We start from the raw sequence: 16212 nt of genomic DNA, 5'->3' as shown, positions 1-16212 counted from the left end.
GTTATGACTTCTTCGCTGTAACTATTGCCGAGCTTCTAGTTTTTTTAACCAAAGCAAAGAACTTCCAGAATAAAGCGAATAATAGCCCTAGTACAAACCCTATCGCTGTAAATAAACTCACCGCCGTCGCAACAGGCATTTCTGCTTTTGCTATTAAGTAATTAAGCGTCAGCACTTGATCATTTTGACTGCCAAAAATAAAGGCAATAGCAAGAAAGATAAGAAATAGAATAACAGTTATATAAAGGCGCATGGTAGTTCATCCAAAACAACACAAAAAAAAGGCATGCTGATAGCATGCCGTTTATTCACAAATTCTGCAATTACGCGAGTGAAAGATTTACTCTCTCACGTAACTCTTTACCAGGTTTAAAATGCGGAACATATTTACCGTCAAGCTCTACAGACTCGCCAGTTTTTGGGTTCCGTCCCACGCGAGGAGCACGATAATGCAACGAAAAGCTGCCAAAACCTCTAATTTCAATACGTTCACCTTTTGACAAGGTTTGCGCCATCATTTCAAGAATTTCTTTAATAGCTTGTTCTACATCTTTCGCAGCTAAATGATTTAATTTTTCTGCTAATCTTTCAATGAGTTCTGATTTGGTCATTTGACCTCCAGTGTTCACTATAGCTTCGCGCCATCGGATTTAAACATTTAAGAAGAACTGCGCTTTGCAGTTCTTCTTCACTTGGTATTGCTAGGATTTAGCTTTTAGCGTTTTTAAACGCTTCTGCCATTGCACTCAAGCCAGAAGTATCTTCTGCAGCTTGGTTCAAGTTATCCATAGCTTCACGCTCATCTGCTTGATCTTTCGCTTTGATTGATAAGCTGATAGTGCGGTTCTTACGATCAACACCAACAAACTTAGTTTCAACGCTGTCATCAACAGATAATTCAGTCGTCGCATCTTCGATACGCTCACGTGAAATATCAGCAACACGAAGGTAACCTTCAACGCCGTCAGCTAATTCAATTTTAGCGCCTTTCGCGTCTACTTCAATAACCTTACCTGTAACAATAGCACCTTTTTTGTTATCTGCAAGGTATTGATTAAACGGATCATCTTCAGTTTGTTTAACACCTAAAGAGATACGCTCACGCTCTGGGTCAACTTGAAGTACAACAGCTGAGATTTCATCACCTTTCTTGTATTCACGAACAGCTTCTTCGCCGCCAGCCCATGAAATGTCAGATAAGTGAACAAGACCGTCAATGCCACCGTCAAGACCAATGAAGATACCAAAGTCAGTAATTGACTTGATCTTACCTGATACTTTGTCACCTTTGTTGAAGTTCTTAGCAAACTCTTCCCAAGGGTTCGGGATACATTGCTTAAGACCAAGAGAAATACGACGACGTTCTTCGTCAATTTCAAGAACCATAACTTCAACAGTGTCACCCAAGTTAACAACTTTAGATGGGTGGATGTTTTTGTTAGTCCAATCCATTTCAGAAACGTGAACAAGACCTTCAACACCTTCTTGGATTTCAACGAAACAACCGTAGTCAGTTAAGTTAGTTACGCGACCAGAAAGTTTAGCACCTTCAGGGTAACGCTTAGCGATAGCTACCCATGGATCTTCGCCTAATTGCTTCATACCTAGAGATACACGAGTACGCTCACGGTCGAATTTCAATACTTTAACTTGGATTTCATCACCAACATTTACGATTTCACTTGGGTGCTTAACACGTTTCCAAGCCATATCAGTGATGTGTAGTAGACCGTCAATACCACCTAAGTCTACGAATGCACCGTAGTCAGTAAGGTTCTTAACGATACCTTTAACTTCAATGCCTTCAGCAAGAGAAGCTAATAGCTCATCACGTTCAACACTGCTTTCTGATTCGATAACAGCACGACGAGATACAACTACGTTATTACGCTTTTGGTCAAGCTTAATAACTTTGAATTCTAAATCTTTACCTTCAAGGTGAGTAGTGTCACGGATTGGACGAACATCTACTAGTGAACCAGGTAAGAAAGCACGGATGTTGCTAACTTCAACTGTGAAACCACCTTTAACTTTACCGTTGATAACACCGATAATAGTTTCTTTTTCTTCGTATGCTTTTTCAAGCACTTGCCATGCTTCATGACGTTTAGCATCATCGCGAGAAAGAATTGTTTCACCGAAACCATCATCAGTCGCTTTTAAAGATACGTCGATTTGATCACCAACAGCAACTTCAACTTCACCTGCTGCGTTTTTAAATTGATCAATTGAAACAACAGATTCTGATTTTAAGCCAGCGTCAACAAGAACATTGTCTTTTTCAATACGTACAACTGTACCTTTGATAATTGAACCAGGGCGGGTTTCGATTTCTTTTAAGCTTTCTTCAAAAAGCTGCGCAAAATTTTCCATCATAACTTGTATATTAAACTCAGTTATTAATCCAATCCACTTACATGTGTCATGGGGTTGTTAATAAGACCTAACGCATCCTTACCTTAGGTTGATTTTAAGCATTATTGCTTTTTACACTAGTTTTTCATTACTAAATGAAAGGATTTTACCAACCACTTCATCAATAGAAAGTTCGGTAGAATCAATAACTAATGCTCCTTCTGCAGGTATAAGCGGCGCCACCTTACGGTTTTGATCTCGCTCATCTCTTTGACGTATGTCATCCAAAAGGCGCCCGATTTTAACATCAAAGCCCTTTTCTTTCAACTGATTAAATCGTCTTTGTGCCCTTTCTTCGGCGCTTGCCGTTAAAAACACTTTAACAGGGGCGTCAATGAAAACAACCGTTCCCATATCTCGACCATCTGCCACTAAACCTGGGGTAACTTTAAAAGCACGTTGACGCCTTAACAAGGCTTCTCGTACACGAGGAAACGCGGCAACTTGTGAAGCAAGCGCGCCAACTTCTTCTGTGCGAATGGCATTAGAGACATCTTCGCCTTCTAAGATAACCTGACCTTCACCATCATCGGTAATTTTAAACTGCACATCTAAATGTGCGGCTACTGGTAATAACGACTCTTCATCGTCAGCAGCTATATTGTGATGTTCTGCAGCCACAGCCAAGACACGATAAATAGCACCGCTATCTAACAAGTGCCATCCCAACTGTTCTGCAACAATGCGTGCAACGGTTCCTTTACCTGCTCCACTTGGTCCATCAATAGTAATTACTGGAACGCTTTCCTGCATACATTTTCCTCCTAAAGTCGAAAATCGGCGGCATTATACGGGATTTAATTTTCAAAATCGCGTAAAAAATATTATGTAACATCTTTATATCAAGTAAATGATGTTCTAATACTCTCTCGAAAACTCAAAAACACCATGCTTAGACATAAACGCAGGTAAAAAGTTTTCCTTAATGTCATATAAAATCTACTCATGCTGCGTTTTGATAACAGATAAGAAAAAAGCAGTGGATATTTATAATAACCCACTGCCTTTTTACTTGTGAACTAGACTTGCTCTTAGTTAGAAAGCTGCGCTAATTTGTCAAAATAATCAGGAAAAGTTTTTGCGGTACATTTAGGGTCGTTAATAGTGACCGCGGTATCACTTAGTGCCACCAAAGAAAAGCACATGGCAACACGATGATCATTATAGGTATCAATAGCGGCATGTTTTAACGACGTAGGGGGTGTTACTGATATATAGTCCTCTCCTTCAACAACTTCAGCTCCAACTTTTCTTAACTCGGTTGCCATAGCCGTTAAACGATCGGTTTCTTTTACTCGCCAATTGTAGATATTGCGGATAGTCGTTGTGCCTTTAGCAAAAAGTGCCGTAGTCGCTATCGTCATGGCAGCATCCGGTATATGGTTCATGTCCATATCGACTGCATTAAGTGGCTTTCCAACAACTGTGATTGACTCATCATGCCAAATAACGTCTGCACCCATTTTTTCAAGCACATCAGCAAAGTGTTTATCACCTTGCACACTCAATTTTCCGACACCATGAACAGTAACCTCTCCGCCCTTAATAGCGCCTGCTGCTAAAAAGTACGACGCAGAAGAGGCATCCCCCTCTACCATATACTTTTCAACAGCCTGATAACTTTGATTGCCTGTAACCGAAAATGATTGATAGTCATTGTTTTGCACAGTAACGCCAAACCTCGCCATAATATCAAGGGTAATATCAATATAAGGTTTCGAAACTAACTCACCTTCAATAATGATTTGCGTGTCAGTTTTCAACAATGGCGACACCATTAAAATTGCCGTTAAAAATTGGCTAGAAATAGAGCCATCAATAGTTACCGTATTACCAGTTAAAGCCTTACCCTTAATTTTCACCGGCGGGTAATCTTTATTTTCCAAGTATTCAACGTCAGCATCAAGTTGATATAATGCCTCAACCAAGTGACCAATAGGTCGCTCTTTCATTCTAGGCTCACCAGTTAAAACGAACTCCCCTGTACTTGCTGCAAGCGCTGCACATAAAGGCCGCATTGCAGTGCCGGCATTGCCTAGGTATAACTCTAAGGTTTCATTGCAACTAAAAAAGCCATTATTACCAATAACCGTACATTCAGTACCGCAGTCACTTAACGTATATTGAACACCTAAGCTTTTTAATGCATTTAACATATGCTTAATATCGTCACTAGCCAATAAGTTAGTAATTTTCGTTTCGCCATTAGCAAGGGCGGCAATTAATAAAGCACGATTAGATAAGCTTTTTGAGCCAGGTAAAAACACTTCACCATTAATTTTATTAATGGGATTTAAGGTTAATTGCTCCATATTACTTAGCTCCCTCGGCGAATTTTTTCATAAAATCAACTAACGCTTGCACACCTTCTTTTGGCATAGCATTATAAATACTTGCGCGCATTCCACCTACCATACGGTGACCTTTTAACGCCATTAACCCATGCTTTTCTGCTTGTGCTAAAAAGCTTGCTGATAAGGAATCATCAGTCAACCAGAATGGAATATTCATTAAGCTACGATTTTCTGACACTATCGAATTTTTATAGAAATCACTCTTATCTATATAGTCATAAAGTAATTGTGCTTTTTGGACATTAATTTTAGCAACAGCATCAACCCCACCTTTAGCCAACAGCCAATCAAAAACTAGCCCGGCTAAATACCAAGCATACGTTGGTGGCGTATTGTACATAGAGCCATTTTTAGCTAATACCTGATAATTCATAATTGATGGTGTATCAATATGTGCATTACCTAATAGGTCCTCACGCACAATCACTAAGGTTAATCCTGATGGGCCAATATTTTTTTGCGCACCTGCATAAATAAGAGCAAATTTACTGACATCAAATTCACGTGACAAAATCGTCGATGACATATCAGCTACCAAGGGAATATCACCAGTATTAGGCACTTCAAAAATTTCAATTCCATCAACGGTTTCATTTGGACAGTAATGCACATACGCAGCATCATCGCTAATAGGCCATTCAGTGCTTGGCTTAACTCGTTGAACTCCACCAGCATTGTCAATGGCATTGATAATGTTAATATCGCCATAATGACTTGCTTCTTCTGCGGCTGATTTCGACCAAGCACCGGTAACGATATAGTCTGCTTTTTTTGCTGCGCCTAATAAATTCAACGCCACAGCGGAGAATTGCCCGCGGCCACCACCATGACAAAAGAGTACTTTATAATTTTCAGGGATTGCCATAAGCTTTCGTAAATTCGCTTCTGCACTTTCAGCTACGGCGATAAATTCTTTACTACGGTGGCTAAGTTCCATTACTGAGCTACCGGTATCAGCAAAATTTAAAAACTCACTTTGCGCTTTTTTCATGACATCAACAGGTAACATAGCCGGACCTGCGCAAAAATTATAAACACTCGACATTTAACTCTACACCCTTCTTCAATTAACTTGATAAGTTGGCTTGTACTTCACATCAGCAAATAACAGCCCTGGAGATCTCTAACACGGAACTATTTAACAATTAACACTACCAAGGTATTTTATTTTTTATGTCTTGGCTGTAAAAACTACTGCTAGCATACCGTTTTGGCGTCTAGCATCAATTCTTTATTAAACTTTAATATAACTTTTTTCTTCAATCACTTTTTTAAATTTAACCAATAAAATTCAGCCATAAAAAAAGGCGGTAAATACCGCCTTTTTATTATGTTAACAACGGTTACTCTGCAGTATCGCCATTTTCGAGTGATGAATCTTCATTGCCACCATCGGTATCAGGTGTGTCAACTTTATCACCTTCAACTTGAGCTGTAGCTTGTTCGCCACCTTCGGCTTCTTCAAAAACTTCCGGCTCTTCAATTTCATCAATACGTTGTAAGGCAACCACATGTTCACCTTCAACAGTGCGAATAATACGAACACCTTGAGTATTACGACCAATAACACTAACTTCATTGACGCGGGTACGCACCAAAGTACCATTATCGGTGATCAACATAATTTCGTCTTGTTCTTCTACTTGAACAGCGCCAACAACAGGACCATTACGTTCACTCACCTTGATAGATACCACACCTTTAGTTGCACGGCTCTTAGCTGGGTATTCTTCTAATGCAGTACGCTTACCAAAGCCATTTTCAGTAACAGTTAAAATTGGACCATCATTCTTAGGAACAATCAATGAAACAACTTTTTGCTCACCTTCTAACTTAATACCACGAACACCAGTACCAGTACGGCCAATAGGTTTTAACGCCCATTGCTGTTCGCCCGTTTCAGGATCAATTTTTATTTCGCCCGTTTCACTGTCGCGTTTCTTCTCATTAAAGCGTACTACTTTACCGGCATCTGAGAACAACATAATATCGTTTTCGCCGTTAGTAATATCAACACCAATTAAGGTATCATCATCGCGAAGATTCAAAGCAATAATACCGTTAGCACGTTGGTTCTTGTATGCCGTAAGTGCTGTTTTCTTCACTGTACCTGAGGCTGTCGCCATAATAATGAACTTGTCTTCTTCATATTCACGTACAGGTAAAATAGCGGTAATACGTTCATCATCTTCTAATGGTAATAAGTTAATAATTGGACGACCACGAGCAGTACGGCTAGCCAAAGGTAATTGGTAAACTTTCAACCAATATAACTTGCCGCGGTTAGAGAAACACAAAATTGTATCGTGCGTGTTAGCAACTAGCAGGCGCTCAATGAAATCTTCATCTTTCATCTTAGTCGCTGCTTTACCTTTACCACCACGACGCTGAGCTTCATAATCTGATAATACTTGATACTTAACATATCCTTCATGAGAAAGCGTTACCACAACATCTTCTTCATTGATCAAATCTTCTAATGCTAAATCATGTGAAGCATTAGTAATTTCGGTACGACGCTCATCACCAAAGTCATCACGGATAACTTCTAATTCTTCACGAATTACTTCCATTAAACGTGCAGGACTTGCCAAAATATGTAGCAACTCAGCAATAACATCTAATAATGCTTTGTATTCGTTTAGAATTTTCTCGTGTTCTAAACCGGTTAACTTATGCAAACGTAAATCTAAAATTGCTTGCGCTTGTTGTGCGGTTAAGAAGTACTGGCCATCGCGAATACCAAACTCAGCTTCTACCCATTCAGGACGAGCAGCATCATCACCCGCAGCGCTAAGCATTTCAGCAACATGGCCTAAATCCCAACCGCGTGCAAGTAACTGCTCTTTTGCTTCGCTAGGTGTCGGCGAGTTTTTAATTAATTCTATGATAGGGTCAATATTCGCTAAAGCGATTGATAAACCTTCAAGTAAATGCGCGCGTTCACGAGCTTTACGTAATTCGAAAATGGTTCTGCGAGTTACCACTTCACGACGATGCAAAATAAAGGCATCGAGCATTTCGCGTAAGTTGAATAGTTTCGGCTGGCCATTACTTAGGGCTACCATATTCAAACCAAACGACACTTGCATTTGTGTTAACTTATACAAATTGTTTAAAACAACTTCGCCCACTTCGCCACGCTTCACTTCTATTACCATGCGCATGCCGTCTTTATCAGACTCATCACGTAGGGCCGAAATACCTTCCAAGCGTTTTTCTTTAACCAAGTCAGCCATTTTTTCAATTAAACGAGCTTTATTAACTTGGTACGGAAGTTCATGAACAACAATGGTTTCTTTACCTGATTTTTCATCAACTTCAATTTCTGCACGGGCACGAATTTTAATTTTACCACGGCCAGTTTTATAAGCTTCTTGAATACCTGCACGACCACTGATAATACCTGCCGTAGGGAAGTCTGGGCCTGGAATATATTCTAGTAACTCTTCGAAGCTAAGATCTTCATTATCAATAACAGCTAAACAGCCATTAATCACTTCAGTTAAGTTATGTGGTGGAATATTCGTGGCCATACCTACCGCAATACCAGACGTACCATTAACCAGTAGGTTTGGAATGCGTGTTGGCATAACGGCTGGGATCATTTCAGTGCCATCATAGTTGGCTACATAATCCACAGTCTCTTTGTCTAAATCGGCTAAAATTGAATGAGCAATTTTTGCCATTCTAATTTCGGTATAACGCATTGCCGCCGCTGAATCGCCATCAACAGAACCAAAGTTACCTTGGCCGTCAACCAACATATAGCGTAGTGAAAATGGCTGCGCCATACGAACAATCGTATCATAAACTGCTGTATCACCATGTGGGTGATATTTACCAATAACGTCACCAACAACACGTGCTGATTTTTTATACGGCTTGTTAAAGTCGTTACCTAGCACATTCATTGCAAATAGTACGCGACGATGCACTGGTTTTAAGCCATCACGTACATCTGGTAATGCACGACCTACAATTACACTCATCGCGTAATCTAAATAGGAGCTTTTTAGCTCATCCTCAATATTGACAGGAGCAATATTATTCGCCAAATCGGTCATAAATTGATGGTATCCCTTAACGTAAATCTAATTCAGAAAATTTCGAAATTATTATTTTTAATCAACACGGCATACTAACATAAAACATTGTTATGCCCTACCGCTTTATATTGCTTCATTTTGCCGTTAAAAAGATAAAGTTTCAAGTGCATGTTACTATTAACATTTTTTATAGTTATATAACTGTTTTTATTTGCTTTTATAGTTTTTAAATGGCTTGATAATATATTAACAAAAGCGCATTGTTCGCATTTTAAACACATGTCAGCAAAAAGCGTTTATTTTATCAACATACTTTTCATCTCCATGTCTATTTATACCGAGTAAAACTTTACTTATATATAAGCAAAGCCAAAAAGAACGCCAAAAATTCTTATCATTGACTTTTATTTAAGTTGAATCAATTTTCTCACTGGGCTTGCTGGAAATATTGGTTTAGAATCGCCAACATCAACAAGACAAATAATGATAATGCCATGTCAAAGCCTTTAAATGTTAATCAAGATGAAATAGCCAAATTTGAACAAGTTGCTAGCCAGTGGTGGGAACTTGATGGTGATTTCAAACCACTGCATCAAATCAACCCTTTACGTCGACAATTTATTTGCCAACATGTTGGGAATTTATTCAATAAAGAGATTATTGATGTTGGCTGTGGTGGCGGTATTTTAGCAGAGAGCCTTGCTCAACTTGGTGCTAAGGTAACTGGCATCGACATGGGTCAAGAACCACTAAATGTTGCCAAGCTGCATGCCTTAGAAGCGGGTGTTGAGGTTAACTACCAAAAAATTACTGCTGAAGAGCAAGCCCAGCAGCATCCACAGCACTATGATGTGGTTACCTGTATGGAAATGTTGGAGCATGTGCCCGATCCGGCGTCTATCATCAGTGCTTGTGCGCAGATGGTTAAACCGGGCGGCTACGTGTTCTTTTCAACATTGAATAAATCATTAAAAGCTTATCTATTAGCGATAGTGGCTGCTGAAAAAATATTGAAACTTGTACCAGACGGCACACATGATCATAACAGCTTTATTCGTCCTTCTACGCTAATTTCCTGGGCAGAGTCTGTTGACTTAAAATGTATTGACGCCGCAGGCATTCACTACAATCCATTAACAGAGAATCACAAATTAACTTCATCACTTGATGTAAATTATATTCTTTGCTGCCAACGTGTATAAATAAATTACTTAATACCACTACGTCGATACCTAGGCAATCAGGCATCGACGTCATTCTCGTCACAATAACAACAATGCTATCGAGCGATATTATGTCTACTACCACTAACTCAAAAACTCCTATTGCCGCCGTACTTTTCGATTTAGATGGTACATTATTAGACACCGCTGACGACTTAGGTGCGGCGTTAAATCATGTCTTGGCAAAATATGGAAAACCAACAGTTGCCGCGAGAGACTACCGACCAATTGCATCAGATGGTGCATTAGGATTGCTAAACTTAGGTTTTGGCGAAAGTATTAAGCAATACAATTATGATGATTTACGCCACCAATTTTTAAGTTATTACGAAAATAATATTGCCACGCATACCTGCCTTTACCCGGGCGTTGCACAATTACTACAACAACTTGAAAGCGACAATATCCCTTGGGGTATTATTACCAATAAGCCCGAAGGCTTAACCCAAAAATTACTGCCCCACTATCCTGAGTTTGCAAACTGTGCAGTTATGGTTGGCGGTGACACGCTTGAAAAACGCAAACCCGATCCCGAGCCAATATTACATGCCTGTCAACAAATCAATGTTGATAATCAACAGTGTTTTTATGTCGGTGATGCCCTACGTGATATTCAAGCGGGTAATAGCGCAATAATGAAGACCTTTGTGGCTAAATGGGGTTATATCTTAGCTAATGAAAATTGCCAAGCATGGCAAGCAGATCATATTATAAATAGCCCTACGGATTTATTGGCGTTTATCAAATAGTATCAATGTAAGTAAAATGAAGCCTTTTACGAACCTTTTTCAAAAAGATACACGGACAATAATAAATGGGTGATTAAGCGTGAAAGACTAATGCCTTACCTGTTAACGATAATTTAACTTTTTATCGACAAAGTAGCCTTACATTTTATAGGTACTCTTAGTTGACGATCTTAAAACGATCATTAAATGATGATTAAATAAACACTCGTCAATTGTCTTGTATAAGAATTACACTAAAAACATAACGTATTGATTTTTAATATAAATAAGTCACATATATTCTTTAGTCATATAAACCCCTAAAATTAACTTAAAATAATTTAGCGGTGAAAAAAAACTTAAAATAAGCGTTGCGTTTTAGAAAAATCAAAATTAAAAAGCGCTACTAAGTTAGTTGTTACTAACAGAACTTTTACTCTAAAAAAATCAACTAAAATTCAACATTTTTTATCGCTTGCATTGTCAGGCAAACCTCACTATCTTGTGATTAGTTTTTTTAAAACCCCAAGATATAGTGCATTTTTCATTCAGCAACTTTTGAATGACTTACGACTCTTCTCGTAAAGTTGCCATCTTGAGGTCATTAACAATATGAACACCTATTGTAGGTGATTAAAACAATAAATAGATTTACAGGTCTTTCATGAATAACAACCTCTTTGTTACAAAGCGTAATGGCTCAAAAGAACCCATCGATTTAGAAAAAATCCACCAAGTAATTGCTTGGGCTGCTGAAGGTCTAGATAATGTTTCAGTTTCTCAAGTTGAGCTAAAATCTCATATTCAGTTTTATGATGGTATTAAAACTGCGGATATTCATGAAACCATTATTAAATCTGCCGCTGATTTAATTTCAGAGGAAACACCTGACTATCAATACTTGTCAGCTCGTTTAGCTATTTTCCATTTACGTAAGAAAGCCTATGGCCAATTTGAGCCACCTAAACTTTACCCGCACGTGGTAAATTTAGTTGAAGCGGGAAAATATGATCAACACCTTTTAAGTGACTATAGTGAAGCTGAATTTGAAGAGATGGAAAGCTTTCTTGATCATCGTCGTGATTTAGATTTTAGCTACGCTGCGGTAAAACAGTTAGAAGGTAAATACCTAGTACAAAACCGTGTCACTGGTGAAATTTATGAAAGCGCCCAATTCTTATATATTTTGGTGGCCGCCTGTTTATTTGCCAAGTACCCAAAAGAAACACGTTTAGACTATGTGAAAGGCTTCTATAACGCAATTTCAACCTTTAAGCTTTCTCTGCCAACGCCAATTATGGCGGGTGTTCGTACGCCAACACGCCAGTTCTCTTCATGTGTATTAATTGAATGTGGCGACAGCTTAGATTCAATTAACGCAACATCAAGTTCAATTGTTAAATATGTTTCGCAACGTGCGGGTATTGGTATTAATGCCGGTCGAATTCGCGCATTGGGCAGCACTATTCGTAACGGTGAAGCATTTCACACTGGTTGTATTCCATTTTACAAGCTCTTTCAAACGGCTGTTAAAAGCTGTTCACAAGGTGGCGTTCGTGGTGGTGCAGCCACCCTATTCTACCCGCTTTGGCATTTAGAAGTTGAAAGCTTACTGGTCCTTAAAAACAACCGTGGTGTTGAAGAAAACCGTGTTCGCCACTTAGATTACGGCGTACAGTTTAACAAGCTTATGTATCAACGCTTGATCAAAGGTGAGTCAATCACTTTATTTAGTCCAAGCGATGTACCTGGCTTATACGATGCGTTCTTTGAAAACCAAGAAAAGTTTGAAGAACTATACGTTAAATATGAGGCAGATGACTCTATTCGTAAAAAGCGTATTAAAGCCATTGAATTATTTACCTTATTCGCTCAAGAACGTGCAAGTACAGGCCGTATTTACTTACAAAATGTTGACCACTGTAATACTCATTCGCCATTTGAGCCAACGGTTGCACCTATTCGCCAAAGTAACTTATGTTTGGAAATTGCTCTACCAACAAAACCAATGGAAGATGTTAACGACCCAACTGGTGAAATCGCTTTATGTACGTTATCAGCATTTAACTTAGGTGCTATCGACAGCCTTGATGAATTAGATGGCTTAGCAGACTTAGCCGTGCGTGCCCTAGATAGCCTATTAGATTACCAAGACTACCCAGTTCCGGCTGCACATAACGCCACTATGGGACGACGTACCTTAGGTATAGGCGTAATTAACTATGCCTACTATCTAGCTAAAAATGGCGTATTCTATTCAAATGGTAGCGCAAATAATTTAACACACCGTACCTTTGAAGCGATTCAATACTACCTATTGAAAGCCTCAAACCAGTTAGCTATTGAACAAGGTGCGTGTCCTAAATTTAATGAAACTCGTTTATCAAAAGGTATTTTACCTATCGATACATACAAAAAAGAAATCGATAATATTACCGGTGAGCAACTGCATTTAGATTGGGAAAGCTTACGAGCCAGCATTAAAGAGCACGGCGTGCGTAACTCAACAGTTTCAGCATTAATGCCGTCAGAAACGTCTTCTCAAATCTCTAATGCGACCAATGGAATTGAGCCACCTCGTGGCCTAATTAGTATTAAAGCCAGTAAAGACGGTATCTTGAAACAAGTTGTACCTGAGTACCAAAGATTAAAAGATAACTATGAATTACTTTGGAATATTCCAGACAACGAAGGTTACTTACAACTAGTAGGTATTATGCAGAAGTTTATTGACCAAACAATATCGGCCAATACCAACTATGACCCATCACGATTTGAAGGTGGCAAAGTACCAATCAAGCAAGTGTTAAAAGATATTCTAACTGCCTACAAACTAGGTGTTAAAACTATGTATTACCACAATACTCGCGATGGCGCTGACGATAGTCAAACCGAAGTTGAAGACGATGGTTGTGCCGGTGGCGCTTGTAAAATTTAGCGCCAGCAAAGAGGAAAACGCTAGGTTTTCCTCTTTTTTTGCATCAAATAATAAACATTAAATAATTATAAAACTCACTCAATAACCACTAAGTGACGAAATATAGCTAACGCAAGCCGTATTTCAAGGAGATATAAATGTCGTACACTACGTTTAACCAAACACCTAACAACGCCTTGTTAGAGCCAATGTTTTTGGGAAACAGTGTTAATGTTGCACGATACGATCAGCAACGTTTTGTTGCCTTTGAAAAACTAATTGAAAAGCAATTATCATTTTTTTGGCGTCCAGAAGAAATTGATGTATCAAAAGATCGCGCTGATTGGCAAAGCCTGACTGCATCTGAAAAGCATATTTTCATTTCTAATTTGAAATACCAAACCCTACTCGACTCAATGGCAGCCCGCTCTGTTAATGCGGTATTATTGCCATTAGTATCATTACCGGAAGTTGAAACTTGGGTTGAAACTTGGGCCTTTAGTGAAACCATTCACTCACGCTCATATACACATATTTTACGTAACTTATTTACCGACCCAAGTGAAGTGTTTGACGATATCATGGTGAACCCAGCGATATTAAAACGTGCTTCAAGCATCGCAAAATATTTTGACGCCGTGATCATCACCACACAATTGTTACAATCTCAAGGCGCAGGTAGCTACGAAGTTGATGGTGAAACAATTGAAGTAAATGAACGTAAGTTAAAAGAGCGCTTATTCTTAGCAATATGCTCGGTTAATGCTTTAGAGGCCGTTCGTTTTTATGTCAGTTTTGCTTGTTCATTTGCCTTTGCTGAGCGTGAATTACTTGAAGGTAATGCAAAAATCATCAAGTTAATTGCCCGTGATGAAGCCTTACATTTAACGGGTACTCAACACATTCTTAATAACTGGATGTCAGGTAAAGACGACCCTGAAATGCAAGAAATAGCTACCGAGTTACGCGACCAAGGTAAGCAAATATTTTTAGATGTTGTTGAACAAGAAAAAGAATGGGCGCAGTACTTATTTAAAGACGGCTCAATGATAGGCCTTAATGCGCAAATTTTGAATCAATACATCGAATATATCAGTAACCAGCGCTTAGCTGCCATTGGCTTTGAAGCGCCATTTGATATCAAGAGCAATCCACTACCTTGGATGAATGCTTACCTTGTAAGTGATAACGTGCAAGTTGCGCCACAAGAAACAGAAATTTCTAGCTACCTTGTTGGTCAAGTTGACTCATCAGTATCAAGTGATGATTTCGACGATTTTGATTTATAATCAAATATTGCCCATATAAATCAAATGTTAGTCACTAACCTATCTAAAGCTATCGGATAATTTATTATGTCGAAAGATTTAGATAGCGTTAGTGACGAAAAATCATCAGCTGAAAATAAAGAAAAAACGCCCATCAAAATTTCTGTTGCCGATCAAGAAATCATCTACCTAGATTCACATAAAAACCTATTAGAATGTTTAGAATCATCAAATGTAGAAGTACACTACCATTGCCGAGATGGTTTTTGTGGCGCTTGTCGCGTTGCCCTTAAAAGTGGTGAAATCAATTACCCGCAAGGAGAGCCTTTAGCCTTTGTTGGTGACGGTGAAATTTTACCTTGTTGCTGTATTCCAACGACAAGCATCGAAATTGAAGTTGAATAACAAGAAAATACAAAAAACTAACCAAAAACAATAAATTCAATCGAATTCGCGACTGACGTGCATAATAGTTGGCTAAAATAACGAACGAAGTGAGACTAGCCAACTGTTTTTAGTCCTGCTTGATAGGCAAATTTTGACTCACACTATAAGCAAAATATATAAACCATAAATATATCATCAAATCCAGAGAACGTTGATAAACACCCACCACTAGTGAATTAGGGTCTAGATTTAAGAAAGCGTAAATGCAAATGCCGCCGATGGTAAAGCTTACAAATTTATAAACTTTAAGTTGCCCAATGAATGATGAACCGGATGACAAAATAAATATTGAAATTATCCCGCATAAATAACCAGGAAAAGCAGACAACATATGAATGTTATGGGACATCGTAGGCTCATCTGGCCTACATTCAAAATCACATGGATATAATGCAGAAATGCCAAGAGTTACAGCATAAACAATAATAAAGCTAAGTCCTATTATATTTCTCTTTGTTTTAGGGACTACTAAAAAGCAAGTAAATACAAATGCAAGTATAAAAAGCTCTGTAGGAATAAAGCCTAAATAATTTACATATTCACCATGTGGAGCACCTGTTGCTCCTAGTTCACTGATAAACTGAGATATATGACTATATTCAGGATAATATAAGCCTCCAATAATAATTGTCCCAGCAAACCAAACAAGGCTCAATATTGGAAAAGCTAAAAGTAAATTTTGTCGATTCAACAGCCGTACCTCTGATAGTTTGCCTAACGCCTCATTAAGAGGCAAAAAATTGTTGGCTAAAATATGCGAGGAACGAAAACAGCCAACTATTTTTTGTCCTGCTTGAACAGCTTGTTATAC

At 38.6% G+C, this 16212-nt stretch carries 13 protein-coding genes; 5 read left to right on the top strand and 8 right to left on the bottom strand.

The features are described from left to right. Nucleotide 1: 1 nt before the first annotated feature. From AC27HL_RS18180 to gyrA, 7 genes are all read right to left on the bottom strand, one after another. Nucleotides 2–253 carry a lipopolysaccharide assembly protein LapA domain-containing protein gene (locus AC27HL_RS18180; protein ID WP_487082477.1) on the bottom strand — a complete coding sequence of 84 codons (252 nt, stop codon included), beginning with the start codon at nucleotides 251–253 and terminating at the stop codon, nucleotides 2–4. A gap of 70 nt (nucleotides 254–323) precedes the next feature. Beyond that, entirely contained in the window at nucleotides 324–629 is a 306-nt protein-coding gene (gene ihfB, locus AC27HL_RS18175; protein WP_487082476.1) for an integration host factor subunit beta, read from the bottom strand. A 79-nt stretch (nucleotides 630–708) separates the two neighbouring features. Further along, nucleotides 709–2376 (bottom strand): 30S ribosomal protein S1, encoded by a 1668-nt coding sequence (gene rpsA / locus AC27HL_RS18170; RefSeq protein ID WP_487082475.1) that lies wholly within the window; start codon nucleotides 2374–2376, stop codon nucleotides 709–711. 111 nt (nucleotides 2377–2487) lie between these two features. Next, on the bottom strand, nucleotides 2488–3168 hold the full coding sequence (gene cmk / locus AC27HL_RS18165) for a (d)CMP kinase (protein ID WP_487082474.1): 681 nt from the start codon (nucleotides 3166–3168) through the stop codon (nucleotides 2488–2490). A gap of 278 nt (nucleotides 3169–3446) precedes the next feature. Beyond that, a complete protein-coding gene (gene aroA / locus AC27HL_RS18160; RefSeq protein WP_487082473.1) occupies nucleotides 3447–4727 on the bottom strand; it encodes a 3-phosphoshikimate 1-carboxyvinyltransferase in 1281 nt (426 codons plus the stop codon). Nucleotide 4728: 1 nt separating this feature from the next. After that, the gene (gene serC, locus AC27HL_RS18155; protein ID WP_487082472.1) at nucleotides 4729–5814 is read right to left on the bottom strand and encodes a 3-phosphoserine/phosphohydroxythreonine transaminase; all 1086 of its coding nucleotides are present in this window, start codon (nucleotides 5812–5814) and stop codon (nucleotides 4729–4731) included. Between the two features lie 298 nt (nucleotides 5815–6112). Further along, entirely contained in the window at nucleotides 6113–8836 is a 2724-nt protein-coding gene (gene gyrA / locus AC27HL_RS18150; protein WP_487082471.1) for a DNA topoisomerase (ATP-hydrolyzing) subunit A, read from the bottom strand. A 476-nt stretch (nucleotides 8837–9312) separates the two neighbouring features. Here gyrA and ubiG point away from each other — a divergent pair, with 476 nt between their 5' ends. The 5 genes from ubiG (at nucleotide 9313) to yfaE (ending at nucleotide 15359) form a co-directional block, all read left to right on the top strand. Beyond that, a complete protein-coding gene (ubiG, locus tag AC27HL_RS18145; protein WP_487082470.1) occupies nucleotides 9313–10020 on the top strand; it encodes a bifunctional 2-polyprenyl-6-hydroxyphenol methylase/3-demethylubiquinol 3-O-methyltransferase UbiG in 708 nt (235 codons plus the stop codon). Between the two features lie 92 nt (nucleotides 10021–10112). Beyond that, entirely contained in the window at nucleotides 10113–10790 is a 678-nt protein-coding gene (locus AC27HL_RS18140) for an HAD family hydrolase (RefSeq protein ID WP_487082469.1), read from the top strand. A gap of 643 nt (nucleotides 10791–11433) precedes the next feature. Then, nucleotides 11434–13707 (top strand): class 1a ribonucleoside-diphosphate reductase subunit alpha, encoded by a 2274-nt coding sequence (nrdA, locus tag AC27HL_RS18135; protein WP_487082468.1) that lies wholly within the window; start codon nucleotides 11434–11436, stop codon nucleotides 13705–13707. Nucleotides 13708–13844: 137 nt separating this feature from the next. Next, nucleotides 13845–14975 carry a class Ia ribonucleoside-diphosphate reductase subunit beta gene (gene nrdB / locus AC27HL_RS18130; protein WP_487082467.1) on the top strand — a complete coding sequence of 377 codons (1131 nt, stop codon included), beginning with the start codon at nucleotides 13845–13847 and terminating at the stop codon, nucleotides 14973–14975. Between the two features lie 66 nt (nucleotides 14976–15041). Beyond that, nucleotides 15042–15359, top strand: a complete 318-nt coding sequence (gene yfaE, locus AC27HL_RS18125; RefSeq protein ID WP_487082466.1) for a class I ribonucleotide reductase maintenance protein YfaE — start codon at nucleotides 15042–15044, stop codon at nucleotides 15357–15359. A 109-nt stretch (nucleotides 15360–15468) separates the two neighbouring features. Here yfaE and AC27HL_RS18120 read toward each other — a convergent pair whose 3' ends face one another. Beyond that, the gene (locus AC27HL_RS18120) at nucleotides 15469–16092 is read right to left on the bottom strand and encodes a DUF998 domain-containing protein (RefSeq protein WP_487082465.1); all 624 of its coding nucleotides are present in this window, start codon (nucleotides 16090–16092) and stop codon (nucleotides 15469–15471) included. Nucleotides 16093–16212 lie beyond the last annotated feature (120 nt).

This window comes from Colwellia aquaemaris (assembly GCF_057548755.1).
Note: the sequence above shows the minus strand (reverse complement) of the source record. Positions and strands in the feature narration are given on the sequence as shown.

Coding starts and splice junctions, on each gene's coding strand:
- yfaE (WP_487082466.1), top strand. CDS start 15,042: ATGTCGAAAGATTTAGATAGCGTTAGTGACGAAAAATCATCAGCTGAA.
- AC27HL_RS18180 (WP_487082477.1), bottom strand. CDS start 253: ATGCGCCTTTATATAACTGTTATTCTATTTCTTATCTTTCTTGCTATT.
- AC27HL_RS18140 (WP_487082469.1), top strand. CDS start 10,113: ATGTCTACTACCACTAACTCAAAAACTCCTATTGCCGCCGTACTTTTC.
- aroA (WP_487082473.1), bottom strand. CDS start 4,727: ATGGAGCAATTAACCTTAAATCCCATTAATAAAATTAATGGTGAAGTG.
- nrdB (WP_487082467.1), top strand. CDS start 13,845: ATGTCGTACACTACGTTTAACCAAACACCTAACAACGCCTTGTTAGAG.
- nrdA (WP_487082468.1), top strand. CDS start 11,434: ATGAATAACAACCTCTTTGTTACAAAGCGTAATGGCTCAAAAGAACCC.
- cmk (WP_487082474.1), bottom strand. CDS start 3,168: ATGCAGGAAAGCGTTCCAGTAATTACTATTGATGGACCAAGTGGAGCA.
- gyrA (WP_487082471.1), bottom strand. CDS start 8,836: ATGACCGATTTGGCGAATAATATTGCTCCTGTCAATATTGAGGATGAG.
- ubiG (WP_487082470.1), top strand. CDS start 9,313: ATGTCAAAGCCTTTAAATGTTAATCAAGATGAAATAGCCAAATTTGAA.
- rpsA (WP_487082475.1), bottom strand. CDS start 2,376: ATGATGGAAAATTTTGCGCAGCTTTTTGAAGAAAGCTTAAAAGAAATC.
- serC (WP_487082472.1), bottom strand. CDS start 5,814: ATGTCGAGTGTTTATAATTTTTGCGCAGGTCCGGCTATGTTACCTGTT.